22 protein-coding genes and 2 pseudogenes are annotated in these 23,615 nt (G+C 62.8%); 17 read left to right on the plus strand and 7 right to left on the minus strand.

Translation table 11 applies throughout. The annotated features are described in order from the left end of the window. Nucleotides 1-16: 16 nt before the first annotated feature. The 13 genes from ACVIGA_RS26840 (at nucleotide 17) to dhaK (ending at nucleotide 11,243) form a co-directional block, all read left to right on the plus strand. Nucleotides 17-400 carry a c-type cytochrome gene (locus ACVIGA_RS26840; RefSeq protein ID WP_456668622.1) on the plus strand — a complete coding sequence of 128 codons (384 nt, stop codon included), beginning with the start codon at nucleotides 17-19 and terminating at the stop codon, nucleotides 398-400. Nucleotides 401-1,023: 623 nt separating this feature from the next. Further along, the gene (locus ACVIGA_RS26845) at nucleotides 1,024-2,382 is read left to right on the plus strand and encodes an ABC transporter substrate-binding protein (protein WP_456668623.1); all 1,359 of its coding nucleotides are present in this window, start codon (nucleotides 1,024-1,026) and stop codon (nucleotides 2,380-2,382) included. Between the two features lie 75 nt (nucleotides 2,383-2,457). Further along, complete coding sequence (locus tag ACVIGA_RS26850) at nucleotides 2,458-3,432, plus strand: carbohydrate ABC transporter permease (protein WP_223966718.1); 975 nt, start codon at nucleotides 2,458-2,460, stop codon at nucleotides 3,430-3,432. Beyond that, a complete protein-coding gene (locus tag ACVIGA_RS26855; protein ID WP_342709202.1) occupies nucleotides 3,429-4,391 on the plus strand; it encodes a carbohydrate ABC transporter permease in 963 nt (320 codons plus the stop codon). The genes ACVIGA_RS26850 and ACVIGA_RS26855 overlap by 4 nt, the downstream gene beginning before the upstream one ends. Beyond that, nucleotides 4,388-4,603 (plus strand): hypothetical protein, encoded by a 216-nt coding sequence (locus ACVIGA_RS26860; RefSeq protein WP_223966721.1) that lies wholly within the window; start codon nucleotides 4,388-4,390, stop codon nucleotides 4,601-4,603. Before ACVIGA_RS26855 ends, ACVIGA_RS26860 begins: the two co-directional genes overlap by 4 nt. A gap of 4 nt (nucleotides 4,604-4,607) precedes the next feature. Continuing rightward, a complete protein-coding gene (locus ACVIGA_RS26865) occupies nucleotides 4,608-5,705 on the plus strand; it encodes an ABC transporter ATP-binding protein (protein WP_456668624.1) in 1,098 nt (365 codons plus the stop codon). Then, on the plus strand, nucleotides 5,698-6,723 hold the full coding sequence (locus tag ACVIGA_RS26870; protein WP_456668625.1) for an ABC transporter ATP-binding protein: 1,026 nt from the start codon (nucleotides 5,698-5,700) through the stop codon (nucleotides 6,721-6,723). Before ACVIGA_RS26865 ends, ACVIGA_RS26870 begins: the two co-directional genes overlap by 8 nt. 21 nt (nucleotides 6,724-6,744) lie before the next feature. Further along, nucleotides 6,745-7,368, plus strand: coding sequence for a dihydroxyacetone kinase subunit DhaL (dhaL, locus tag ACVIGA_RS26875; RefSeq protein WP_456668626.1), 624 nt, complete (start codon nucleotides 6,745-6,747; stop codon nucleotides 7,366-7,368). Further along, on the plus strand, nucleotides 7,365-7,757 hold the full coding sequence (gene dhaM, locus ACVIGA_RS26880) for a dihydroxyacetone kinase phosphoryl donor subunit DhaM (protein WP_456668627.1): 393 nt from the start codon (nucleotides 7,365-7,367) through the stop codon (nucleotides 7,755-7,757). Before dhaL ends, dhaM begins: the two co-directional genes overlap by 4 nt. 31 nt (nucleotides 7,758-7,788) lie before the next feature. Then, nucleotides 7,789-8,091 carry an HPr family phosphocarrier protein gene (locus tag ACVIGA_RS26885; RefSeq protein ID WP_456668628.1) on the plus strand — a complete coding sequence of 101 codons (303 nt, stop codon included), beginning with the start codon at nucleotides 7,789-7,791 and terminating at the stop codon, nucleotides 8,089-8,091. 1 nt (nucleotide 8,092) lies between these two features. Then, complete coding sequence (gene ptsP, locus ACVIGA_RS26890) at nucleotides 8,093-9,712, plus strand: phosphoenolpyruvate--protein phosphotransferase (RefSeq protein ID WP_456670897.1); 1,620 nt, start codon at nucleotides 8,093-8,095, stop codon at nucleotides 9,710-9,712. Further along, on the plus strand, nucleotides 9,705-10,127 hold the full coding sequence (locus tag ACVIGA_RS26895) for a hypothetical protein (RefSeq protein WP_050405512.1): 423 nt from the start codon (nucleotides 9,705-9,707) through the stop codon (nucleotides 10,125-10,127). Before ptsP ends, ACVIGA_RS26895 begins: the two co-directional genes overlap by 8 nt. 132 nt (nucleotides 10,128-10,259) lie before the next feature. Then, nucleotides 10,260-11,243, plus strand: coding sequence for a dihydroxyacetone kinase subunit DhaK (dhaK, locus tag ACVIGA_RS26900; protein ID WP_456668629.1), 984 nt, complete (start codon nucleotides 10,260-10,262; stop codon nucleotides 11,241-11,243). Between the two features lie 637 nt (nucleotides 11,244-11,880). On the opposite strand, the gene ACVIGA_RS26905 is transcribed toward dhaK, so the two are convergent. The 4 genes and pseudogenes from ACVIGA_RS26905 to ACVIGA_RS26920 form a co-directional block, all read right to left on the minus strand. Continuing rightward, nucleotides 11,881-15,801, minus strand: a complete 3,921-nt coding sequence (locus tag ACVIGA_RS26905; RefSeq protein ID WP_456668630.1) for a P-loop NTPase — start codon at nucleotides 15,799-15,801, stop codon at nucleotides 11,881-11,883. A gap of 616 nt (nucleotides 15,802-16,417) precedes the next feature. Then, nucleotides 16,418-16,837: pseudogene (locus ACVIGA_RS26910) on the minus strand (transposase); the annotation flags it as partial. Nucleotides 16,838-16,886: 49 nt separating this feature from the next. Next, entirely contained in the window at nucleotides 16,887-17,129 is a 243-nt protein-coding gene (locus ACVIGA_RS26915) for a MerR family transcriptional regulator (RefSeq protein ID WP_224580947.1), read from the minus strand. Between the two features lie 293 nt (nucleotides 17,130-17,422). Continuing rightward, on the minus strand, nucleotides 17,423-17,551 hold the full coding sequence (locus ACVIGA_RS26920; RefSeq protein ID WP_456668631.1) for a hypothetical protein: 129 nt from the start codon (nucleotides 17,549-17,551) through the stop codon (nucleotides 17,423-17,425). Between the two features lie 194 nt (nucleotides 17,552-17,745). Here ACVIGA_RS26920 and ACVIGA_RS26925 point away from each other — a divergent pair, with 194 nt between their 5' ends. Further along, nucleotides 17,746-17,946 (plus strand): hypothetical protein, encoded by a 201-nt coding sequence (locus tag ACVIGA_RS26925; protein WP_456668632.1) that lies wholly within the window; start codon nucleotides 17,746-17,748, stop codon nucleotides 17,944-17,946. A gap of 702 nt (nucleotides 17,947-18,648) precedes the next feature. Here ACVIGA_RS26925 and ACVIGA_RS26930 read toward each other — a convergent pair. Both ACVIGA_RS26930 and ACVIGA_RS26935 read right to left on the minus strand, forming a co-directional pair. After that, nucleotides 18,649-19,044: a hypothetical protein gene (locus ACVIGA_RS26930; RefSeq protein ID WP_173643861.1), complete on the minus strand. Its 396-nt coding sequence runs from the start codon at nucleotides 19,042-19,044 to the stop codon at nucleotides 18,649-18,651. A gap of 204 nt (nucleotides 19,045-19,248) precedes the next feature. Then, complete coding sequence (locus ACVIGA_RS26935) at nucleotides 19,249-19,764, minus strand: hypothetical protein (protein ID WP_166104314.1); 516 nt, start codon at nucleotides 19,762-19,764, stop codon at nucleotides 19,249-19,251. 415 nt (nucleotides 19,765-20,179) lie between these two features. Here ACVIGA_RS26935 and ACVIGA_RS26940 point away from each other — a divergent pair, with 415 nt between their 5' ends. Beyond that, nucleotides 20,180-20,548 (plus strand): hypothetical protein, encoded by a 369-nt coding sequence (locus tag ACVIGA_RS26940; protein WP_456668633.1) that lies wholly within the window; start codon nucleotides 20,180-20,182, stop codon nucleotides 20,546-20,548. On the opposite strand, the pseudogene ACVIGA_RS26945 reads toward ACVIGA_RS26940, so the two are convergent. Continuing rightward, a pseudogene (locus ACVIGA_RS26945) lies at nucleotides 20,533-21,047 on the minus strand (ATP-binding protein); the annotation flags it as partial. The gene ACVIGA_RS26940 and the pseudogene ACVIGA_RS26945 sit on opposite strands and share 16 nt — an antisense overlap. Before the next feature lie 306 nt (nucleotides 21,048-21,353). Here ACVIGA_RS26945 and ACVIGA_RS26950 point away from each other — a divergent pair. Continuing rightward, a complete protein-coding gene (locus ACVIGA_RS26950) occupies nucleotides 21,354-21,542 on the plus strand; it encodes a hypothetical protein (RefSeq protein WP_207835012.1) in 189 nt (62 codons plus the stop codon). Continuing rightward, on the plus strand, nucleotides 21,523-23,592 hold the full coding sequence (locus ACVIGA_RS26955) for a recombinase family protein (protein WP_456668634.1): 2,070 nt from the start codon (nucleotides 21,523-21,525) through the stop codon (nucleotides 23,590-23,592). The genes ACVIGA_RS26950 and ACVIGA_RS26955 overlap by 20 nt, the downstream gene beginning before the upstream one ends. Nucleotides 23,593-23,615: the final 23 nt, after the last annotated feature.

Below are 23,615 nucleotides of genomic sequence, written 5' to 3' on the forward strand. Positions count from 1 at the left end.
AGTGGAGATGGCGATGATGAATGGATCTGTAAAGCGTCTCGCCGCCGTCGCCGCGATCGCGGGGGCTTTCGCTACTGGCGACGTCGTTGCATCGCGCGCCGAGGACGCGCCGGCCGGTGATGCCGTCAACGGCAAGCGGCTTTATCTTGCCGACGGCTGCTTCGAATGCCACGGCCGCGCCGGGCAGGGCGGCCGTTTCAATTACCTGACGCCTGCGCTGGCGCAGATCGCGCTGCCGGTGGAGTCCTTCATCGCCTTCCTGCGCGAGGCGCCGAACGACATGCCGTCGTTCTCCGCCGACGTGCTGTCGGACAAGGATGCCGCCGACATCCACGCCTATCTGAGCTCGCTGCCGGGACCGAAGGCAGCCAAGGACATTCCGCCGATCCTGAACCAGTGAGGCAGTTCGCGAGGCGTTGGTCCGTTCCGCCGTCGCTCGCGCGCGCTTTCGCTTCGCCGGAGAGCTTTGCGCTTGCAGCCCATGCGTGGCGGCGCCACGCAAAGCAATACACATTTGTTGATCAGGCTTCGCGATTGGCTGTGTTCGATCGCGTTCGCCTTGCTTTGACGAGGTGATGCGAAACGGGCGGGGCGTTGGCCAACGCTCGTTTCAGATGGCGCAAGGCGACGTAGGCAGAGCGTTCGCCATTGCGCTGAACGTTCAGTAAAATGATCCACTAAACATCGGGCAGAGCCGAGCGCTGGGTGCTTTCCACTATCAGCGTTGGTGCACTGCAGCGATTATCTCGCGCTGGATAGCGCGGACAGCTTCTCTTGAGGTTCGCAAGAAACCCGCTTGACGGGTTCCTGAATTTAGTAATACGTTTAGTATTACAAAAACGATAAACATCGCGCATCGAGCTGATGCGTGGGAGGAGCCCCGCCATCCGGACTCCGATGTCCGGACGCGTTCAGTCTCGCTCTCCATCATCGCTCATCAACTCGGTTTTCGAAGTCTCGGCGTCAATCCGGCATGGATGCGCCGGGCGAGTTAGGTGCTTCAACGATAGGGAGGAAATGGATATGCGAAGATTGGGATGGTTACGCAGTACGGTGGCGTCCGCGGTCGTTGCGGCCGCAGCACTTGGCGGTCCCGGCGGCGGGCAAGCCGCAGCACAAGGCAAACAGCTCACGCTGTGCTGGGCGGCATGGGATCCGGCCAACGCACTGGTCGAACTGGGCAAGGACTTCACCAAGCAATCCGGCATCGAGATGAAATACGAGTTCGTCCCTTGGACGAGCTATGCCGATCGCTTCCTCAACGAGCTCAACTCGCACGGCAAGCTCTGCGACCTGATCATCGGCGACAGCCAATGGATCGGCGGCGCCGCTGAGAACAAGTGGTACGTCAAGCTCAACGACTTCTTCGACAAAGAGAAGATCTCGATGGACGATTTCGTCCCGGCGACCGTGGTCGGCTATTCGCAGTGGCCGAAGAACACGCCGAACTACTGGGCGCTGCCGGCCATGGCCGATGCGGTGGGCTGGACCTACCGCAAGGACTGGTTCTCGCGGCCCGAGATTCAATCTGCGTTCAAGGCCAAGTACGGCCGCGATCTGGCGCCGCCGAAGACCTATGACGAGCTGAAGCAGATCGGCGAGTTCTTCCAGGGCCGCGAGATCGACGGCAAGAAGGTCTATGGCGCCTACATCTTCACCGAGCGCGGCTCGGAAGGCATCACGATGGGCGTGACCAACGTGCTCTACAATTACGGCTTCGCCTACGACAATCCGAAGAAGGCGTACCAGATGCAGGGCATCGTCAATTCCGCCGACGCCGCCAAGGGGCTCGAGTTCTACAAGGAACTCTACAAGTGCTGCACGGCGCCGGGCATGACCAACGCCTACATGCAGGAAGGACTTGACGCCTTCAAGTCCGGCCAGGTCGCGATGCAGATGAACTGGTTCGCGTTCTTCCCCGGCCTCTACAAGGATCCGAATGTCGGCGGCGACAAGATCGGCTTCTTCGTCAACCCGGCCGGTCCGAAGGGGCACTTCACGCAGCTCGGCGGGCAAGGCATCTCGGTGGTGGCGACCTCCGACCACAAGGACGACGCGCTCGCCTACATCAAGTGGTTCGCGCAGCCCGCCGTGCAGCAGAAGTGGTGGCAGATCGGCGGTTACTCGGCGCTCAAGGCGGTGGTCGACGCGCCCGACTTCCCGAAGAGCGCGGCGTTCGCGCCGCAATTCCTGGAGTCGATGGGTATCGTGAAGGACTTCTGGGCTGAGCCGTCCTACGCGCAGCTGCTGCTCGACATGCAGAAGCGAGTGCATGACTACGTCGTGGCCGACAAGGGCACGTCACAGCAGGCGCTCGATCTCTTGGTCAAGGACTGGACCAAGGTGTTCAAGGAGCAGGGCAAGGAAGTCGCCTCGCAATAGCGTCCGCCCACACTTCATCTGAACTGGATTCCCCGAGGGCCGCCTCGGGGAATCCGAACCGGCCCAGCCCAGCTGATGGACACGATGACGACGATCCTCCAACCCGATCATGCTACGATCCCAGGCGTGAGCAAGCCTGTTAAATCCCGCGCCGGGCGGCGCGTCCACGGCCTGTCGGACCGGGCCATCGCGTGGCTGTTCGTCGCGCCGACGATCGCGCTGCTGCTCGCGATCAACATCTTTCCGCTGATCTGGATGATCCGGCTGTCCTTCACCAACCTCAACCTCAGCATGTCCTATCTGCCGCTGCGGTTCGTTGGCCTCGACAATTTCAGGGACATCCTCACCGACGAGGACGTCTGGTTCCGGCTGCAGACAACGGCGCAGTTCGTGATCTCGTCGGTGGCGTTGCAGGTGGTCGTCGGCTTCGGCCTCGCGCTTTTGATCAACCGTCAGTTTCGCGGCCACAGCTTCTGGACCACGATCATCCTGCTGCCGATGATGCTGTCGCCGGCGGTGGTCGGCAATTTCTGGACGCTGCTGCTGCAGCCGCAGATCGGACCGTTCAACTACCTGATCAGCCTGTTCACCGGTGTGCCGCCGAGCTCATTCAGCATGACCGGGCAGGTGTCGCTTGCGCCGTGGACCATCGTGCTGGTCGATACCTGGATGTGGGCGCCCTACGTGATGCTGATCTGCCTCGCCGGGCTGCGCTCGATCCCCGACTACATCTATGAGGCCGCGGAAGTCGATCGCGCCTCGCCCTGGCGGCAGTTCTGGTCGATCACGCTGCCGATGACGGTGCCGTTCCTGATGCTCGCGGTGCTGTTCCGCGCGATCGAGAACTTCAAGATGTTCGACATGGTCAATTTGCTGACCTCGGGCGGGCCGGGCTCGACCACCGAGCTGGTGTCGATTTCGCTGAAACGCGCTGCGTTCGAGAAGTGGCGCACCGGCTATTCCTCGGCGCTCGCCATCATCCTGTTCGTGACCGTGTTCGGTGCCGCCAACATCTACGTCAAGACGCTCAACAAGGTGAAGCAACGATGACCGCTGCCGCCACCAAATCCACTGCGCATTCGATCGTCGAGGCCTCGCCGCGCACCAAGGCGTTCGCCGGCGGCTTCGTCATCCTGTACGCCGTGATCACGATCCTGCCGCTGCTGTGGATCGTCGCTACCGCGTTCAAGTCGCAGAGCGACGCCATTGCCTATCCGCCCAAGGTGATCTTCGAGCCGACCCTCGAAGGCTATGTGAACCTGTTCACGGTGCGGACGCGGCAGACGCCGGACTTCATCGCCAAGCTGCCGCCGCCGGAGACCTGGTACGACAAGCTGGTGCGCAAGCGGGACATGGTGATCGCCGGGCCGTCCAAGGTCGTGCCGCGCTTCGTCAACTCGCTGATCATCGGCTTCGGCTCGACCTTCCTCGCGGTCTTCCTCGGCACGCTCGCGGCTTACGCATTCTCGCGCTTCCGCATTCCGCTGGCGGACGATCTGCTGTTCTTCATCCTCTCGACGCGCATGATGCCGCCGGTCGCGGTGGCGATCCCGATCTATCTGATGTACCGGCAGCTCAACCTGACCGACACGCGGCTCGGCATGATCCTGCTCTACACCGCCGTGAACGTCTCGCTCGCGGTCTGGCTGCTCAAGGGCTTCATCGACGAGATCCCGCGCGAGTACGAGGAGGCGGCGCTGGTCGACGGCTATACGCGGCTGCAGGCGCTGCGCAAGGTGGTGTTGCCGCAGGCCGTCACCGGAATTGCGGCGACCGCGATCTTCTGCCTGATCTTCTCCTGGAACGAGTATGCCTTCGCGGTGCTGCTGACCAGCGGCGAGGCGCAGACCATGCCGCCTTTCATCCCCTTCATCATCGGCGAGGGTGGACAGGATTGGCCGGCGGTTGCCGCCGCGACCACGCTGTTCGTCGTCCCGATCGTCATGTTCACCGTGCTGTTGCGCAAGCATCTGCTGCGCGGCATCACCTTCGGAGCGGTGCGCAAATGAGCGGGTCTGTGGTTGCCAAGAATGGCGTAACTCGGGCCGGCGTCGCGCGCTGGTTTCGCCGCGGGCCGTGGGAGGCCGTCGCGATGACCCTGATCGGAGGCGGCATCGTCATGCTGGTGCAGCCCTGGTCGATCGATCTCTACAGTTACTCGTTCGTGACGATCCTTGCCGGCACGATCGGCTTCGTCATCGTCAGTCATTTTCCGGAATAGCCCCATGGCACAGATCCGCATCGAAAACCTGCGCAAGTCGTTCGATCAGTTCACCGCAGTGGAAGGCTCGACCTTCACGATCGACGACGGTACGTTCTTCGCGATGCTCGGGCCCTCCGGCTGCGGCAAGACCACCACCTTGCGCATGATCGCCGGCCTCGAGCTGCCGACCGAAGGCAAGATCCTGCTCGATGGCGAGGACGTCACGTTCCACCGTGCCGCCGCGCGCGATATCGCCTTCGTGTTCCAGCTGTTCGCGCTCTACCCGCACATGAATGTCGGGGAGAACATCGGCTTCCCCCTGAAGTGCCAGGGCATGGGCCGGCGCGAGATCCGCGAGCGGGTGCAGGAGACCGCGCGGATGTTGCGGATCGAGCACCTGCTGTCGAGCAAGACCTCGAAACTCTCGGGCGGCGACCGGCAGCGCGTCGCGCTCGGGCGCGCTATGGTACGGCGTCCGAAGGCGTTCCTGATGGACGAGCCGCTGGGTGCGCTCGACGCCGAGTTTCGCCATCTGATGTGCGGCGAGCTGCGCGACCTGCACGATCGCATCAAGGCGACCACAGTCTATGTCACCCACGACCAGCTCGAGGCGATGTCGATGGCTGACCAGATCGCGGTCATGAACAAGGGCCGTGTCGAGCAGATCGGCACGCCGCAGGAGGTCTATGACCGGCCCGCGAGCATGTTCGTCGCCGACTTCATTGGCTCGCCGCCGATGAACTTACTGCGCTTCGAGGGGGGCTTGCGATCCGGCGATCGCGCGGTCAGCTTCCACGACACCAGGCTTGCGGTGCCAGAAATTCGCGAGGACCGCGCCAGCGCGCCGCTGGCGCTCGGCGTCCGTCCGGAGCATATCCGCTTCGCTGACGCGGGCGCCGTTCGCGGCGAGGTGTTCGGCGCGGAATATCTCGGCACCACCCAGATCGTCACCGTCGACACGGCCTATGGCCGGGTCGCGGCGCGGCTGCCTTCAAGCGCGTCGGTGCAGATCGGCGAAGCCATAGGTCTCGAATTCAACGCCGAGCGGCTGGCGCTGTTCGACATCGGCAGCGGCCGTGCGATCCGGACCGCGAGCGCGGAGGGTGTGCGCCATGGCTGACGTCACCCTGCGCAACGTCAACAAGCGCTTCGGCGCGATCGAAGCTGTCCGCGACCTCTCGCTGACGGTGAACGACGGCGAGTTCCTGGTCCTGCTCGGACCGAGCGGTGCCGGCAAGACCACGACGCTGCGGCTGATCACCGGACTGGAGAGCCCCGATACGGGCTCCGTCATGATCGACGGGCGCGACGTGACGCAGGATCCGCCCGGCTCGCGGGACATCGCCTTCGTGTTCCAGCAATACTCGCTGTATCCGCATCTCACGGTCTACGACAATCTGGCGTTTCCGCTGCGCTCTCCGGCGCGGCGGGTGGCGGAGCCGATCATCCGCAGGCGCGTCGAGCAGACCGCGGAGCTGTTGCATATCGCAAGCAAGCTGAACAACCGCGCCACGCGGCTGTCCGGTGGCGAGATGCAGCGCGTGGCGATCGGCCGGGCCCTGGTCCGCGATCCGTCGATCTATCTGATGGACGAGCCGTTGTCGTCGCTGGATGCGAAGCTCCGCGCCGAGCTGCGGCTCGAACTCAAGCGGATCCAGATCGAGCTCGGCGCGACCATCCTCTACGTCACCCACGATCAGGTCGAGGCGATGACGATGGCCTCGCGCATCGGCGTGATCAGGGACGGCCAGTTGCTTCAGCTCGGCACGCCCCGGGAGATCTACGAGAGTCCGTCCAGCAGCTATGTCGCTTCGCGGCTCGGCACGCCGCAGATCAACTTCCTGCCGGCTCGCCTGCTCGCCGATGTCGCGATGCCGGCTGGAACCGAGACGGTCGGCATTCGCACCGAGCATCTTCAGCTCGCCGCGCGCAATGGCGGGCAGATGGTCGGCCGCGTGCATCGGGTCGAGCACCTCGGCGAGCAGAATCATATTCATGTGGATTATAAGGGCGAGACGCTGGTGACGCTGGCGGATCCGCATCAGCCACTGCAGGCCGGCCAGGAGGTCGACTTGCATCTGGTGCGTCCGTTGTGTTTCGACCGCGCCGGGCAGCGCATTGCCGCGGCGGTTCATTAGAGGGGCGAGAGGATCGAGGAGATGTCGGTGCCATCAGAGACATTGAAGTCGTTGGTCAAGGCGGCCGCAGAGCAGGTCATCGCCAGCGCGCCGGAGCTGACCAGCCTGGATCAGGCGATCGGCGATGGCGACCACGGGACCAACATGAAGCGCGGTTGCGAAGCCGTGCTCGGCAAGCTCGATGCGATCTCGGCGCAGCCGCTCGACGAAGCGCTGAAGATGATCGGCAAGACCCTGGTGATGACGGTCGGCGGCGCCTCGGGGCCGCTCTATGGCAGCTTCTTTCTCGCAGCGGGCGAGGCGCTGTCGCACGACAAGCATCTGCCCGAGGATCTCGCCGACGTGTTCGGCAGCGCCGTGAACGCTGTGAGCGCGCGCGGCCGCTCGCAGGTCGGCGAGAAGACGATGCTGGATGTGCTCGTTCCTGTGCTTGAGACGTTGAAGACGGCGGCCGGCCAGCCGGATCTGATCGCGCGGGTGCGCAGCACCGCGAGCGAGGCGGTCGAACGGACGGCGCCGATGCAGGCCACCAAGGGACGCGCGTCGTTCCTCGGCGCGCGCAGTGTCGGCCATGTCGATCCCGGCGCGCGGTCGAGCTGCGTGCTGGTGCAGGCGGTGTGCGCCGGCCTGGAGGCACGCCCATGACCGACACCGTGGGGATCGTGATCGTCTCGCATTCCAGCGACATCGCCAAGGGAACCGCCGACATGGTGCGCCAGATGGTCGGCAGCGAGGTCAAGGTGGCGTTCTGCGGCGGCAATCCCGACGGCGGATTGGGCACCAGCGTGCCGCTGATCATCAACGCCATCAATGACGCATGGTCTCCGAAGGGGGTTGCGGTGCTGGTCGATCTCGGCGGCGCCGAGACCAACAGCGAAATGGCGGTCGAGATGCTGGAGCCGGCGCGGCGCGATCTCGTTGTCGTCTGCAACGCACCGATCGTCGAAGGCGCCGTGATGGCGGCGACCGAAGCGGCGGGCGGCAGCTCGCTGGCCCAGGTCAAGGCCGTGGCCGAAGAACTCTCTGCCGACTGAAATGTCGGCGAAGCGATGATGGATGATGAGTATGCTTGATAAAGCGGACGGACAGATCTTCTCCGGCAATGTGCGGTTGGTGCATGCGGTGGGCATGCACGCGCGCCCGGCGGTCAAGCTGACCAAGCTCGCCAAGAAGTTCGAGGCGCAGATCTCGGTGCGGGTCGCGGGTGCGCCCGAGTGGATCAACGCCAAGAGCGTGGCCAAGATCATGGCGATGCGCGCCGCGCACGGCAGCACGATCGAGATCAAGGCTTCCGGTAGCGACGCCGAGGCCGCCGTCGCGGCCCTCGTCGATCTGGTCGCCAGCGATTTTCCGGATGGAGCAGGCTAGCATGCAGGGCGGCGCTGCAGGATCGGCTTACCGCGGCAGGACCGCCTCGATCGGCTTTGCCCATGGTCCGCTGGTCCGCGTCGATGCGGGCGCCGGCGGCGAGCGGGTGGCCGGCACGCTGGTCGAGGAGGCGCTCGCCTTGCGCAAGGCGATCGATCTTGCCAGCGGACAGATCGCCGATCTTGCCGCCAGCGCCGGCGGCGAAGCCGCGCAAATCCTCGAATTCCAGGTCGCGTTGCTGGAGGATGAGGATCTGATCGAGGCGATCTTCGCGTCGATCGGCGAGGGGCGTCCGGCCGACGTCGCATGGCGTTCGACTCTCGACGAGCAGATCGCGGAGTACAATTCGGCGGCGGATGAGTATCTGCAGGCGCGCTCGTCGGACCTTGCGGACCTGCGCGACCGCGTGGTCCACATCCTGCGCGGCGACGAGGGCGAGCCGCTGAAGATCCCGAGCGGAGGCGTCGTCTGCGCCGACGACCTGCCACCGTCGCGCTTCCTGGAGATCGACTGGTCCGGCGGCGGCGGCCTGGCGCTGCTGCACGGCAGTCCGACCAGCCACGTCGCGATGCTGGCGCGGGCGCGCGGCATCCCGATGGTCGTGCAACTCGGTGCTATTCCCAATGCTGGCGCCACGGCGCTGCTCGACGGCGAAGGTGCGACGCTGGAGCTCGATCCCAGCGCCGAGCAGGTGCGGATCTTCGAGAAGCGGCGCGAGAGCCATCGCAAGAGCCGGGCATCCGCGCGCGCGATCCTGCGGCGGCCGACCGCCTCGTGGCGCGGCGAGCACATCAAGCTCCTGATCAATATCCAGCGGGTCGACGACCTCGAGCATGCGGATGCGCAATATGCCGACGGCATCGGGCTGATGCGGACCGAATTCCTGCTCGCCGGGCGGAGTGACCTGCCGGATGAGGAGACCCAATTCCAGGCCTATGATGCGGTGTTGCGCTGGGCCGGAGCGCGGCCGGTCACGATCCGCACGTTCGATGCCGGCGGCGACAAGCCGGTGCCCGGCTTTACATTCGACGGCGAAGCCAATCCGTTCCTCGGCGTGCGCGGCTTGCGGCTTTGCCTCGCCCGGCCCGAGATTTTTGCCGTCCAGCTCCGCGCGCTGGCGCGCGCCGCGGTCCGTCGCAATCTCAAGGTCATGTTCCCGATGGTGACGTCGGCGGACGAGCTCGAGGCCGGACGGAAGCTGTTCGCCGACACCGTGCAGCGCTTGCAGGCCGACGGCATTGCCGCGATGCTCCCGGATCTCGGAATCATGGTCGAGGTTCCGGCGGCGGCCCTGGCGATCTCGAGCTTCAAGGCGTCGTTCTTCTCGATCGGCTCGAACGATCTCGCGCAATATGTGCTGGCCTGCGATCGTTCCAACGGAGCTCTCGCCCCCCTGATGGACCCCTTGCATCCCGCAGTGCTCGAACTGATCGCGCGGACCGCCGAGCACGGCCGCCGCGCCGGCGTCAGTGTCAGCCTGTGCGGCGACATGGCGGGTGATCCGCGCTGTGTTCCCGCGCTTCTGAACTGCGGCCTGCGCGAATTGTCCGTGAACCCATCGGCGCTGGCGCAGATCAAGCAGACCATCGACCGGCTGAGCAGCGGAGGCGGCGTTGGCTGACACGGCGGCCGATGAAGCGCCCGAAGCCGGCGCGGTTGCGGCCTACAAGCGCATCTTCAAGGAGGTGCTGGAGAGCCGCCCGTCCGGCATGCGGCTTCGCCTCGCCCATGCGATGGGCAAGAACCGCAGCTTCGTCAGCCAGATCAGCAATCCGGCCTATCCGGTGCCGATCCCGGTGCAGCATCTCAACACGATCTTCGATGTCTGCCACTTTCCGCCGCAGGCGAAGACCGCCTTCTTGCGCGCCTATGCGCGCGCGCATCCACGCCGCGTCGGCCGGCTGAGCGAAGGATCGCATGAGCGGACGCTGACATTGCATCTGCCGGATCTCGGCAGCGCCAAGCGCAACGCCGAGCTCGACGCGCTGCTGCAGGAATTCACGCGGCGCCTGATCGGCATCATGCGGGAAAAATAGGCGAAAACGCCAACCAAAGCGTTTTCGAGCGAAGTGGCTAGCGGTTCGCGAAGAAAACGCGTCAAAACAACAAACCTGGAGCTTCGTTCCGATTGATCGGAACGAAGCTTTGGACGAAGCGGGGAGGACACCATGAAGAAGTTCATCAATGCGGTTGACAATGTGCTCGGCGAAAGCCTCGACGGCTTCGCGGCCGCGCATGCCGATCTGGTCGTGCTGGGCGCCGAGCGCAAATTCGTTCGCCGCCGCGAGCTGAACGGCAGGAAGGTCGCGCTGGTCTCGGGCGGCGGCAGCGGGCACGAGCCGCTGCATGCCGGCTTCGTCGGCCACGGCATGCTGGATGCCGCGTGTCCCGGACAGGTGTTCACCTCGCCGACGCCGGACCAGATCGTCGAAGCCGCGCAGGCGGTCGCGGGTGATGCCGGCGTGCTGTTCATCGTCAAGAACTACGCCGGCGACCGCATGAATTTCGAGATGGCCGCCGAGATCGCCGAGGGCCGCACCGCCACCATCGTGACCGATGACGATGTCGCGGTCGAAAAGTCGACCTACAGCATCGGGCGCCGCGGCGTCGCCGGCACCTTGATCGTCGAGAAGATCGTCGGCGCCGCCGCCGAGAAGGGCGCCGATCTCAAGACCTGCGTGGCGCTCGGCGAGCGCGTCAACGCGCAGACGCGCTCGATGGGCGTGGCGCTGACCAGCTGCACGGTCCCGGCCGCCGGCACGCCGACCTTCACGCTCGGCGCCGACGAGATGGAGATGGGCGTCGGCATCCATGGCGAGCCGGGCCGCCGTCGCGTCAAACTCGCGGAGGCCGACGCGATTGCGTCAGAAATGACGACCGCCATCGCCGACGATCTCGCCGCGCCGGCAGGCTCCGAGGCCTTGTTGCTGGTCAACGGCTTCGGCGGCACCCCGACGATCGAGCTCTATCTGATGTACAACGCCGCGCGCCGCATGCTCGAAAGCCGCGGCCTGCGCATCGCGCGCTCGCTGGTCGGCAGCTACGTCACCTCGTTGGACATGGCCGGCTGTTCGCTGACCGTGAGCCTGCTCGATGCCGAGATGTCCGCGTTGTGGGACGCCCCGGTGCGCACGGCCGCGTTGAAATGGTGATCGTTGCCGCTGTCGGCCGTATGGATGTCGGCGCAGCTCAAAAGGACTGATATTGGAATCTGCGGCCCATACCTCGAAATGAGGCCGTCCGTCTTCGCTCTCGTGTCGCTCGAGCTTCGCGGGACACGTTTCGCCGTTGCAATCTTGGCGCGGCTGCGCCACGCGAAGCCCGCAAGGGCGAAGCGTGGTGCCCCTGGCCGATAATTGCCTAGAGCCATAACCATTTGAATTTGAAGCCACTTTTGTCGTCGATTGCTGTCGATACCAGCACAAATACCAGCAGGATGACGCGCGGTATTCGCCGACAAAAAATAGCAGCAGGCTTCCGGCAGCGGAGGCGCCTATGGATCGTCGCGTCGAGGATACTGAAAAGGTGAGCATCCGTGGTTGCTTGAACCGGTGCAGAACATGCCTAAATGTGATCTCCATCTCCCTTTTCAGGAACAACCGACCGATCGCGTACTCGTGAGCGCAAACTACCTGCGCTAGATGACATACGCGAAGGTGAGAGCGGTCAGCCAAAGCACCAAAAGGACTGCGGCCCGGATGGCGAATGGTCCCTGCGCTCTAACGGCCGCCCAGCGAGCGAGACTTAGTTTAATCCAATCGTCTTGCTTTCCCGGCTCCGGCTTCATGGTCATTCCTCGAAGGCTTCGCCGTCGCGTATGGATATGTCGATGCTCCAGGATGCGTGCCGCTGGATGCGGTCATACAGGGCAAATGCAGGCGAAAACCGGGGAAGTTCGGCAACCGCTTTTTCTGCCTGTGCCCGTGTTGCGAGATCATCCGGAGTCGGTTCACCGGGCGTGCCAGACCGCACGCCACTTATCGCCGATCGGAAAAGGTTGCTGATCGCTTCTTCGAGAGCACGTTCGCCGAACTGCCGGGCCAGCTCGACGAAGCGAACGACGAAATCGCGATGCGTGAAAACAAACTCAGGGGGCGCCTCGCCCAGAATCTTCGCGATCGCCTTGATGTCTTCTTCCGTCGCGGTCTCGGCCCATTCCCGAAGATTTGCGACAAGGGTCTCGTCGAACGGCTTGAACATCGTGTCGAACAGTTCCGCGCTCCGCTCCCGGAACAGGAGATCGTTCCGGGTCTTCATCCAGTCCGACACCTGGCGGAGCACCGCTCCGCAATCTGGTGATGACCTGAACCGAAGCGGGACATGCCCGTGCGGGCCGTAGTTGCAGGGGCGATAACGCCAGTCGCCGGCGGTTGCCGCCTGATCGACACGGGCCATGAAGAAGGCGGCCAAGCGGCCTGCGTGTTCTTCTGAAATCGCAGCCAGGAACGTTTCCGTCCACCAGCCATCCAACTGGGGAAGGCCCATCAGAGAGCTCAGGAACGCATCAACATCTTCGCCGGTCAGGACGGCCAAAAAATCACCGTTATCGGCGGTGAAACTCACGAACACTTCGTCGGCGAGCTTCGGTGATATTGCGAGGTCCACGTCCCGCAAGAGGTCGATGGCAAGCCTCCAATCGCCTCTGGTGATCGACCGCACTCCCAGAACGGCGGAGTGCGCGACCCATTCGTCGCGGGAGCGCAGCTGTTCCCTCAGGAGCTCGACCTCTTCAGGCGGCAATGGAAGCTGGTCATTGCCAAAGTAGCTGAACGCCAGCCCCACGGCCGCGCGCAGGTCCGCAGCACCGGACCGGCCGAAGCGCTTCATCCACGCGAGGCATTCGTCCCGGTCATGCTGCGCAACCTTGGCAAGGGCGGTCGCGACGAATGGCCTGGTCGATGAATCGGGATGGGCGAGCGCATCTTCAAGCATTGCCCTGGCGAGGGCGAGCGAACCGCTGATCAATCGCGAAAAAAGGAGATGCCCGGACGAACCGGCATCCGGATAATTGGCGTTGATATGGTTCATATCCGCCGCAACAAAGCCGCGCAGCGTTTCGCCATCCGGATAGGCTTTCACGAGATCGGTCACTAGGTCGAGGAGATAACCGTCCCATCTCTTGCGGTGCTCGCGATAGTCCGCGTGCAGCTTGATGGCCGTGCCATGTCCATCGACGAGGGCGCGTAGCGTGCGAAATTCCAGCGATTGCGGCAGGAAGTTCAAAATGCGCTGCGCAATGGCCCGAGTCTCCGGGAAACCATGATGGGCTTGCCACCAGACGGCACCGCCGACCTCGATGAGCGCCAACGGATCGACATCATGCGTCGCAATGTGGTCGGCGATCTTGTTGAGGGTCAGGGCGAAGTCGGCGGCCCATTTCGGCAAGGCCTCGGGGCGAGGGTCCATGGGGCCCCGCAATGCCTCTTCCAGCAACCGGCCCGCGAGCACGGCGGCCCTTGTGTTCTGATTGGACAGTGTCGCGACAGTCGCATCTACGACCCTGGCGCGCAGCTTGCCGACGGCGTCCAGATTGACGCCGAATTTCTTCAGCAGGAACTGTCGACCGCTGGCCTGGGTCGTATGCCCCTCCGACTGCAGCATGCCCTTGAGAATGTCGAACGGAGAGTAGCGGTGCTTCCAGGAATCCTCGCGATCAAAAAGCGAAAGCGCAAACGCCACGATGGCTTCGTTGAATTGAACAGGCTTCGTCGGCTCCACGGCGCAGAGTTCGGTCAGGATCCGGATCGCGTGACTGGGATTCGGATTGAGCTCTCTTGTGTCCGTCTTGCCGAGCTCCCACAGGCATTCGCAGGCGCGATTGATGTAGGCGAAGTTGAAGGTGGTGTATTTGATGAGTTGCGGCAACTCACGCAGGTGAAGGCCAAGACCGATCAGCTTTTCGGCGAACGACAACGCTCGCTCCGGCTGGAAATAGGCGACCGCCGTCACCGCTTTGATGTGAGGATCGCCATATTCGCGCGACGGTGAAAGCTGGCCCCACACCCCGTCCAGCAGGCGGCTGTTGCGCGGCTCGCCGCTGGCAAGACGCCAGTCCAGCTTCCCCAGATTCAGCAGCACGTTCTCTACGTACCGGTCACCGGCGATGGCGAAGACCTTTTCCGCGTAACCGGTCGACATGCCGGCGGGGCCGACGCATGCATTTTCGATCAGATAATCCGCCAGAAGGTCCGGAGAGAGCCGATACCGGCCGCCACGGCGAAACAGCACTCCGGCCTCGGTGAGGGCGCGAATGATCCGGCTCACATCGTGTGGTTCGATGCTCTCGACGCCCGAGATGATCTCCGTGATCGTTTGGTCCTCGGGGTAGAAGGGCTGAACCAAAGCCAGAACGCGCAGGATTTTGCGGACCAGCCCCGTCTCGCTCTTGCTCCCGACCCGACCGGCAATCACGTCCTGAAACTTCCCGAGCAGCGTTGCCCGGAAAACCTCCTCGTTCTTGACCAACTCGAAATGACGGCGATCCGTCGCGACGACCTGAGCGCCGATCACGGTGGCGAGTGAACAGTCACGCGTATAACGCGCGATAGTCTCGGCTTCGCCCACCGGTCCCGAAAACCGCTCCAGGGCCTGCCGGGCGAGTTCGGTCGCCTGGGCGAGATTGAGGGCCGGGAGATCGACTTCCGCGACCAATTTTCCCGCGAGGGCAAAATTGGCGGCCTGGCCCTTGACGGCATCGCGGCCATAGGGCCGCAGCGACAGGACCAGACGCGCGTGATTTTGAGGGGCTGCGGCGTACTGGAACAGGAGCGGCAGGTCGCTGCGATCATGCGCATCGTCGACGACAAGAAGCTTCTCCCCGCTGCCGAGCTCGTCCAGGCTCTGCCTGGTCGCGTCCTGGGTCGGCGAGAGAAAGCGGATGGTCCGGTCCTTGTGCCGCCCCTGATATTCCCCGATGGCTTCCTTGAGCACGCGCGATTTTCCGCTGCCGCCGGCGCCGGTCAGCAGGATCACCTTGGTGTTGGCGTCTTCGAGCTTGGCGGATAGCCCGGCCAGTTCTGTCGCTCTCCCGACAAGCGGCCAATCGTGACTGAAGGCCCCATGGCCCGACATGTATGGCGCGAAGAACTCATCGCTGCTCTGCCAGCGTCCGTCGGCGGTATCGCCGAGAAGGGCGAACCGGCGCTCGGGGAAGAACGTCATCACGAGCCGAACCTGTTGCTCGCGCGACAAGCTTCGCACGCGCCGGGACAGATCCTCCTTGTCCCAAAGCTCCCAGTCGGCATGCTCGCGGATCGCATCCCGCGTGCGCGGGCTTGCGATCCGCGATAACAGGATGAATTTCCGGGTGGCCGCTCCCGCATACGCGGCGACAGCTTTGTCGACGTCGTTGGGACCAAACTGGCCGACGCGCTTGCATTGGAACGAGTGACACTTGCCGTCGTCGAATGTCACGTCAATGTCCGAGCCCAGCTGCGTATGTCCCTGGCCTCCGACCGCATGCACGCGTGCGGTCGGATAAAGCTGCTCCAAAAGCGCCTGGCTAAAGCGTTCGAAGCTTTCTGGTGCCAGTCCGCCGACGGGAAATGGCTTATCAAATGAGACGATCGTTTCCCTTGGGGCGTAGCCGGCGGCGGCGAGCAGCTTATCGGCGGAGACCCGCAGCACCCGGGCGAGCTGGGGAATTTCGTTGGCGCGCGGCCGCGAGATGCCAGCCTCCCAGCGGCTGACGGTCTGCTGCGAGGTCTGCATCAGGCCCCGAGCTCGGCCTGCTGCGCGATTCCAGCCAATTGGCGCAGTTCCGCCAGCCGCTTGCCGAATTCGGCGTACGGCCGAGCGCTGGCACTCTTTTTTTGTGTGTCGATAATAATCACACACATTAAGTGTGTGCTGATCTGATTCGCAAGGGCCTGAGACCTGAACAATCCCGGATGGGGCGGGCACTTCTGAAGTGGTCGCTGGACGATCTCGCCTCGGCCGCCGGCATCCATCGCAACACGCTGTCGAACTTCGAAACCAGGAAATTTCAGGGAGATCCGAACACGCGTTTGGCGGTGAGACGGGCCCTGGAATCCGCGGGCGTGCTCCTTGTGGACGAAAACGGAGAGGACGGCCCCCCACTTGTCAGGATTGTAGCAGACTTCTGACCAGATCGCTTGCTATCAGATGTCCGGCCTGTTTGCGCGAACAAAGTCCGCTGGCCGAGATGGTGTTCGCTACGCACGCCCCAAGCACATGGGCGACATTTTTGGTGCCAGTGTAATCTTCGGAAGCTCGCGCGTATCGACCGATCGGTCCTTCCATCTACTGCGTCCTGCAAGTTCGTGGGCAATCCGCCGAGCAACCTCGCTCGCGGTCCGATTTCAGATCAAGTCGGCATGGCTGCTACCGGCTGGCTGTACACGCCGCCCGATATCATCAAGCGCCAAGCGATGCGGGCAAACTTGTTGGCCAATGCCACCGCAACCAACTTTGGCGGCTTTCGCTCCAACAGTGAGGCGAGCCATGGTGTGGGCTTATGACGACCCTTGCGGATATGCCTCAGCAGCGCGGTAGCACCGACAATCAACGTCGATCGCAGTACAGAATCTCCAGCCTTTGTGATGCCGCCGAGTCTGTGCCGGCCGCCAGTTGAATGATCCTTGGGTGTCAGGCCGAGCCATGCCGCAAAGTCGCGACCCGATCTGAACGTCTCGGGCGGCGGTGCCTTCATGCTGAGCATCGACGACCCAATCGGCCTATTGGGCCGGACGCGTGCGTTTGATGCAGCGTTGCACTGATCGCCTCGACAGCCTGCGCGACGGTGCGCCTGCCGTTCCGCTGCGCAGATCGGCGGTCTAGCTTGCTCTCGCTTCGACCCTCGGCAGCGAAGCGTGATATTCATCCACGCTGTCGAGATCGATCATGGTCTTACCTCCCATCTTGTACGCTCTGATCCTCTCGTGGGCGATCAGCTCATAAGCCTTAGTCTTTCCGAATTTGCCATAGCGGCAACCATCCTTGAACTCGACGAGCCGGCGCCGCTTGTTGTTATCATTGTCAATCATGGTTTCTGTGTGTGCTTCGATGATTTCCGCCACAATCGGATCAAGTCCCGCTGAGCGAGATCGGCATAGGAATTTCCATGGCGCGACCTTGGTGTCGGCGCGGGCTTACCAGGAAGGCATTGCTTTTGTGGTAGCTGATGAGGTTCATGCTGACTTGATTCGACGCCAGCTGCGCGCAGCCCAATTGCCCGATGCGTCGATCTATGTCGCCTACGGTGCCAAACAAAAGGCTCTCTGATGCCGCGACTAACTCCTGCGCGCTATAGCGTACAAATCGGACAGACCGGATGCGCTGTTGGCAAGTTCGTAACACGCCGTCCCCGTGCTCACTTGGCCCCGTGTGCAAAGAAAAGACGAAAGTCGGCGTGAAGGCGCGCGAGCGCCCGGCCCGGGGCCTTTTGAAACGTCTGGACGCCGCGCTCGTCGCGGATGAATTCTGCAGCAATGGTGGTCATACCCGCCGCTAGCAGCGCGTCAATGCGTGATTGAACCTCGGGCAGGGGCCGAATCTCTCCGGCATCAAATCGCCAGCAAACCTGACATCATGAGCGAGTTCACGCATCGGACCAGCCTATAGGGTCAACCGATGGAGAGTTGCGCCTCAATGCGGCTGTGCTAGTACGCCCGCTCTCGAATCGAGGAGCTAAAAGTGGCGAAGAAGGCAAAGAAGACGGCTACGAAGAAGAAACCTTTGCGTCGCGAATACACAAAGGCTGACGTAAAGGAGCTGCGCGCTCATTCGAAAGCCAAGACTCCGGTTGCAAAAATTGCGAAGCTCACAAAGCGCTCCGAAGGCTCACTCCGCCAAAAGGCGCTCAAGCTTGGAATCCGGCTTGGTCACCAGCGCTAGAAGGCGACATCATGATGCTCTTCAATAGAGTGTTGCCGCATTGACGGCTCCCTCGATCGCAAGGCTTAGATAGGTGTCCAACTTCTCGTCCCATCGCTCAGCGTAGGCAAACGGACCGGGAAGCGTACCGCCCACGGCAGCCTGCACGGCCTTGACCAGAACCTCCTGGTTCTCTAGCCGCGGCAGGTAGACATAGCGATTGAGGTACTCGCGGAGGTCCTTAAGTGCAGGCGGGCAGAGGCTAAACCCCGGCCCAGACCGCGGAATGGTGCCCGAAGAACCTGCACCGTGGCTGCAGCTTACTATGTCGGCACGGCGGCTCTTCCTGGGTTGCGCCGCCTGAAGCCGATGCGGTAAAACAAACGCGGATTTCGAGATCAGCGATGGTACTCGTAATTCACGCTGACGCCGAAAGCGACGTGGGACGCTCAGCTCAGGGTCTCCGCTCAAGCCGAAGTTCACCAAAACCAAGCCCAAGTGGAGAAACCGAAGATGAAAGCACCCGTCAGCAAACCGCGCAATCACATCCGTAGCACGATGCGTTCGACGGTTCGAAAAGGTTTAGCAGCACTTACGGCACTGGGGACCCGAAAGGGTTGAGCGCTGTCACGCCAGCTTCTTGCTACGTGAAGTACCTGTTACCAAGCTGATACCCCACCAGTTTTAGGCCCCGGTCACCCGGGGCCTTTTGCTTTGTGGTCGTCAGTCTGCCTTGGGCCACTCGAAGTCGAGCTTTTTGGCCCATGACTCCAGGATGAGGTCGGAGAAGCCGCCGCCCTTCTTGAACCACATGGTCGGGCGACTGCGGACGCTGGTCAGCTCCACCTTGTAGTAGATGCTGTTCAGTTCGTGCGTGAAAAACTGGTTCAGGTTCTCGGCGTTTGCGCGGGTGTAGCAGGAGGCAAGATCCTTCAGTTTGTGTCTGAATACGGCGAGGAGTTCCTCGACGTCCTGGAGAATGATGACCGCGACATTGCGCTCTTGTACTGACATGTCGGCGATGAAGTACAGAGCCTCGTCGCCGTAGCCATCTGGCGCAACCGACGCCAGCTTGCGGTGGATCGTCTCCAGATCCCTGATGGCGTTATAGTCCTTCACGACAGCGGTGTGGCCGGTAAATGAACCGAAGGTATGGTCCCGGGTCTCGATCGCGTCCTTGCCTCGCCCTTTGAGCCGGCGGGTCCGTAGTAGTCCGACTCGTCCTCGGTCGACTCGTTGCGGATGATTTCGGTCAGGGTGCGCTGACCGCCGTGCGGATGCTTCATCCTGCGAAGCAGCTCATGGACTTGGGGGAGGCTGGTCCTAAACTTCCGATAGGCCCGCGTCGCCTCCAGGGCGACCGGCTTCAGCTTCTCCAAGATGGCCAACTTCGGAGCCACCAGCGGCAGGTTCGCGAGAAGGTAGTCCTCCTCGAACTTCCTCTTCTCCTCGAACTTCCATACCCTTGTCGGCCTCGGCCAAGACGTCGGCGTCGGCGCAGCAGTTGCCGATGAAGGCGCAGCACTGGAGGTCGGGAAACCAGACGAGAGTGCCGGTCAGAAAGCGGTTTGGTGCACACATCGGGCAGGGGCAGAGGTCGCCGTCCGGCCGCCTGGTCCCATTGACCGTGATGAGCTGCCAGAGCTTCCTGAACTTGGCATCCTTCGGGATGCTGTTTCGATACAGGGACTCGATCAGCTCCGGTTGGCCAGTCTCCGTGATCTGCGCCACCGTCTCCTCGATCCAGATACCTGACCGACGGTCCTTGAAGGTCCGCCAGGGTAACACTTTGACTTCAGAACCTTTCGTACCACGCGACTTACGACCGTCTTTGGTCACGAACGCCCCTATGAGAACGAACCCAAAAGATTCCTTTTGTTCTTTGTGCTGAGCCTGCCGGGTTCCAGGAACTCCCGATTCGCATGCCTACAATTAGTACGGTCGCAAGGCGTGAAGCTCAATATGCTGCGCGTATCTACCCCCGGTAGTCCCAGCATCCACAGGGTCAGGTCGCGTGTAGGGCCCCTGTTCGATGGCGGCCATAAGCTCGGCTCCTGTGGAACAGGTCGGTGGTTCGAGCCCACCCAACTGTACCAGAGCGCTCCCTAAGTGCTTCTGCCGCAGCAAGTAATTGAACAGCCAGACCATTTCGCTCGCTCTTCAATACAAAGAGCGATACAGATGCCCATCCGAATGGCTGCGCTAAATTTCTCAGCAACAGGTACGACGAAAACTCGCAAGGCCATCCCGAAGGATGTACAAGCGGCTATACGGCGTCAGCCGCGAGGCAATCCTCCGTACCCCGGCAGGAACCTCCAAGGCTCAGGCCAAAGCGCTCCATGGACAATGGCTGGCAGAGGTCGAAACGCGGATCGAACGCATCCGCGCGGCGGCAAAGGGCCAGGGCCAGCCACTCACGAAACTCAACGCCTTGGCCTTGGCAGGCCGGTGGTACGCTTGGTTTCTCGAGAAGCACCAGAGCGGCGCATTGGAGCAGCCGCAAGGATCATACATCTGGCAGGTTCTCGCGCCGCATGCGCCCGAGGTGTCAAACGCCATCCGGAACTGCCCCCTTTGCGTCATGAAGAACTGCCTCCACCATCGGGATTATGATCTCGGTTGAAGGTTGGCTCCGCCGCTGACGGGACGGAGGGAGGCGGAGCCGACCGGAGGGCCGTCAGCGGCGGGCGGCTTGATGAGGCCGCTCTTGCGCTTGGATCGGAGCCGGTAGCTGTCGCCGCGGATCGTCAGCACGTCGCTGTGGTGCAAGAGCCGGTCGAGGATCGCGGTGGCGACCACGGGATCGGCGAACACGGTGCCCCATTCGGCAACACTGCGGTTCGAGGTGATCAGCATGGCGCCAGTTTCATAGCGCCGACTGACCAGTTGGAAGAACAGATGCGCCGCGTCAGGTTCCCGCGGCAGGTAGCCGAGCTCGTCGACGATCAGCAGCTTTGGCTTCGACAGCGCGAGCAGTTTCTCATCCAGACGCCGTTCGCCATGCGCCTTGGCAAGGCCTGCGACCAGTGTCGTCGCCGTGGTGAACTGCACCGTGTACCCGGCCAGGATCGCCTCTCGCCCAGCGCGATCGACAGGTGCGTCTTGCCGACTCCGGGCGGGCCAGCGTCATAATGCCGGGTGTCTGGGATCTGAGGTTGAGATCCTCTACCCATTTCATCCGCGATGTGGAGCGTTAGTCGTCGTTGTCGCCCGCAAGCGGCTCGGGAGTGAGACGCATTTTGTTATCAGACAACCTGATGCGACGTTAACGCTTCTGCCGGCATGGATGACGGCCCCCGCCGCCGCTTCCTTCCGACTGACGGCTGATCCGCGGCTTCCGGTGGATCGTCTGCTGGAGGCGCGCGTTCTTGCCGACGCGGTCTTAGCCTCCTCTCCCAGGGAATCGTCCCAATCGCGAGGAGGCGGTCATGGCGGACGCATCACGTCGTCAGGGGGATCTTTTCGGGAGCCCTCCAAAATACAGCAGCATTCCAATCGAAGCCCACCAGCAAATGTTGGAGCTGTTGAAGGAGCTTCTGACCGAAGCACTCACCGACAGCGCGGTCGACGCAAACGACGTGAACCGGGAGGACAGCGGTGAGCAAGATCACGCCTGAGCACCTTGCTCGCCAGGCCGTCGTGTACGTTCGTCAGTCGACGGCCGACCAGGTTATCAACAACCGAGAGAGCCAGCGCCGCCAGTACGGCTTGGCCGACCGTGCGCGGCAGCTGGGCTGGAGCGAGGTGGTCGTGATCGACGATGATCTCGGTCGCTCTGGTGGCGGCACCACGCGTCCCGGGTTCGAGAAGCTGCTTGCCGCCATTTGCGAAGGGCGAGTTGGCGCTGTGGTCTCGATTGAGGCCTCTCGGCTGGCCCGCAACGGCAGGGATTGGCATACGCTCCTGGAGTTCTGCGGGCTCGTCGGAACACTGATCGCCGATGAGGACGGCGTCTATGATCCGCGCCACCCCAATGATCGCCTTCTGCTCGGCATGAAGGGCACAATGAGCGAGATGGAGCTGTCTATCTTTCGGCAGCGCTCGCTTGAAGCCTTGAAGCAGAAGGCCCGCAGGGGGGAGCTCTTCCTCAACGTTGCAATCGGTTATCTCAAAGTCTCCCACGATCGGATCGAGAAGGACCCTGATCGGCGCATTCAGGAGGCGCTCGCACTCGTGTTCACCAGGTTTGCTGAGATGCAGACACTTCGCCAGGTCCACCTGTGGTTACGGCAAGAACGAATCACTTTGCCCGCGGTCAGCCATGGCCCCGAGGGTCGCCACGTCGAGTGGAAGTTACCAGTCTACAATACGATCTATCACATCCTTACCAATCCCATCTATGCTGGCGCCTACGCCTTCGGGCGCTCGGGCAGTCGGGTGACGATCGAGGCCGGCCGCAAGAGGATCGTGCGGGGCTTCCGGCGGGAGCGCAGCGACTGGGAAGTTTTGATCAAGGATCACCATGAGGGCTACATTACGTGGGCGGAGTTCGAGAGGAATCAGCGCTTGATCACCGATAACGCCAATGGGAAGAGCTTCATGAGTCGTGGCTCGGTCCGCTGCGGCGAGGCCCTTCTTGCAGGGCTCCTTCGTTGCGGTCACTGCGGTCGCAAACTTCACGTTGCCTACAGTGGCACGCACGGCACTGTTGGGCGTTATCATTGCCGCGGTAGCCAGATCAACCATGGCGGAGATCCGTGCATCTCATTCGGCGGCCTGCGCGTGGATCGCGCAATCAGCGCGGAAGTCATCGCACGTTTGCAGCCGCTCGGTGTCAAGGCTGCGCTGGCTGCCATGGAGGCTCGCGGCCGTGAGCACGCCGAGAAGCTGCGCCAACTTGAACTGGCTCTGGAGCAAGCGCGCTATGAGGCCACTCGTGCTCGTCGGCACTATGAGGCCGTCGATCCCGACCATCGCTTGGTAGCTGGCGAGTTGGAGCGGCGTTGGAATGAACGCCTGCTGGCTGTCCGCGCGCTCGAGGATGAGCGCGGGGCGTTTTTAGCCAAGCCGGAGACGACTCTGAGCGAGGCGGATCGCGAGCGGTTACTCGCGCTTGGCTCCGATTTGGAGCGAGCCTGGAACAGCCCTGGGGCGACGCCTGCGAGGCGCAAGCGGATCATCCGAACTGTGATCCGCGAGATCGTTGTGCGCGTCCACGATGAGGCGATCGAGCTTGTCATCCACTGGCAGGGCGGCGATCATACAGCACTGAAGACCAGGAAGAACCGTACGGGTCAACACCGCTGGAGGACGTCCGCGGATGCCATCGATCTCGTGCGTGTTCTGGCACGGCAGATGCCCGACAACACGATCGCGGCAGTCCTCAACCGGGCCGGCAAGTCGACGGGGCGGGGTAACAATTGGACCCGCGCCCGCGTTTGCCACTTGCGCAACCAGCAGGCTATCGCGCCCTACCGAGAGGGCGAACGCAAGGAGAGAGGAGAAATCACTCTGGATGAAGCCGCCGCAGCCTTGCAGGTCAGCCCATCGACGGTTCACCGTCTGATCGCGGAGCAGAGCTTACCTGCGCACCAGCTGTGCAAAGGCGCACCTTGGGTGATCAAAGCGCTTGATCTGGAGCAACCCGAGGTCAAGAAGGCCGCGCAGGCGCGACGCTTCCGGCGGCCGCCGTCCGACGATCTGCGCCAAAGAGAGCTTGAACTATAACGGCATAGCGAGGTGAGCAGTAT

Source organism: Bradyrhizobium sp. USDA 3240 (genome assembly GCF_054063295.1).

Coding starts and splice junctions, on each gene's coding strand:
- ACVIGA_RS26840 (WP_456668622.1), top strand. CDS start 17: ATGAATGGATCTGTAAAGCGTCTCGCCGCCGTCGCCGCGATCGCGGGG.
- ACVIGA_RS26845 (WP_456668623.1), top strand. CDS start 1,024: ATGCGAAGATTGGGATGGTTACGCAGTACGGTGGCGTCCGCGGTCGTT.
- ACVIGA_RS26850 (WP_223966718.1), top strand. CDS start 2,458: ATGGACACGATGACGACGATCCTCCAACCCGATCATGCTACGATCCCA.
- ACVIGA_RS26855 (WP_342709202.1), top strand. CDS start 3,429: ATGACCGCTGCCGCCACCAAATCCACTGCGCATTCGATCGTCGAGGCC.
- ACVIGA_RS26860 (WP_223966721.1), top strand. CDS start 4,388: ATGAGCGGGTCTGTGGTTGCCAAGAATGGCGTAACTCGGGCCGGCGTC.
- ACVIGA_RS26865 (WP_456668624.1), top strand. CDS start 4,608: ATGGCACAGATCCGCATCGAAAACCTGCGCAAGTCGTTCGATCAGTTC.
- ACVIGA_RS26870 (WP_456668625.1), top strand. CDS start 5,698: ATGGCTGACGTCACCCTGCGCAACGTCAACAAGCGCTTCGGCGCGATC.
- dhaL (WP_456668626.1), top strand. CDS start 6,745: ATGTCGGTGCCATCAGAGACATTGAAGTCGTTGGTCAAGGCGGCCGCA.
- dhaM (WP_456668627.1), top strand. CDS start 7,365: ATGACCGACACCGTGGGGATCGTGATCGTCTCGCATTCCAGCGACATC.
- ACVIGA_RS26885 (WP_456668628.1), top strand. CDS start 7,789: ATGCTTGATAAAGCGGACGGACAGATCTTCTCCGGCAATGTGCGGTTG.
- ptsP (WP_456670897.1), top strand. CDS start 8,093: ATGCAGGGCGGCGCTGCAGGATCGGCTTACCGCGGCAGGACCGCCTCG.
- dhaK (WP_456668629.1), top strand. CDS start 10,260: ATGAAGAAGTTCATCAATGCGGTTGACAATGTGCTCGGCGAAAGCCTC.
- ACVIGA_RS26905 (WP_456668630.1), bottom strand. CDS start 15,801: ATGCAGACCTCGCAGCAGACCGTCAGCCGCTGGGAGGCTGGCATCTCG.
- ACVIGA_RS26920 (WP_456668631.1), bottom strand. CDS start 17,551: ATGACCACCATTGCTGCAGAATTCATCCGCGACGAGCGCGGCGTCCAG.
- ACVIGA_RS26940 (WP_456668633.1), top strand. CDS start 20,180: ATGTACAAGCGGCTATACGGCGTCAGCCGCGAGGCAATCCTCCGTACC.
- ACVIGA_RS26950 (WP_207835012.1), top strand. CDS start 21,354: ATGGCGGACGCATCACGTCGTCAGGGGGATCTTTTCGGGAGCCCTCCA.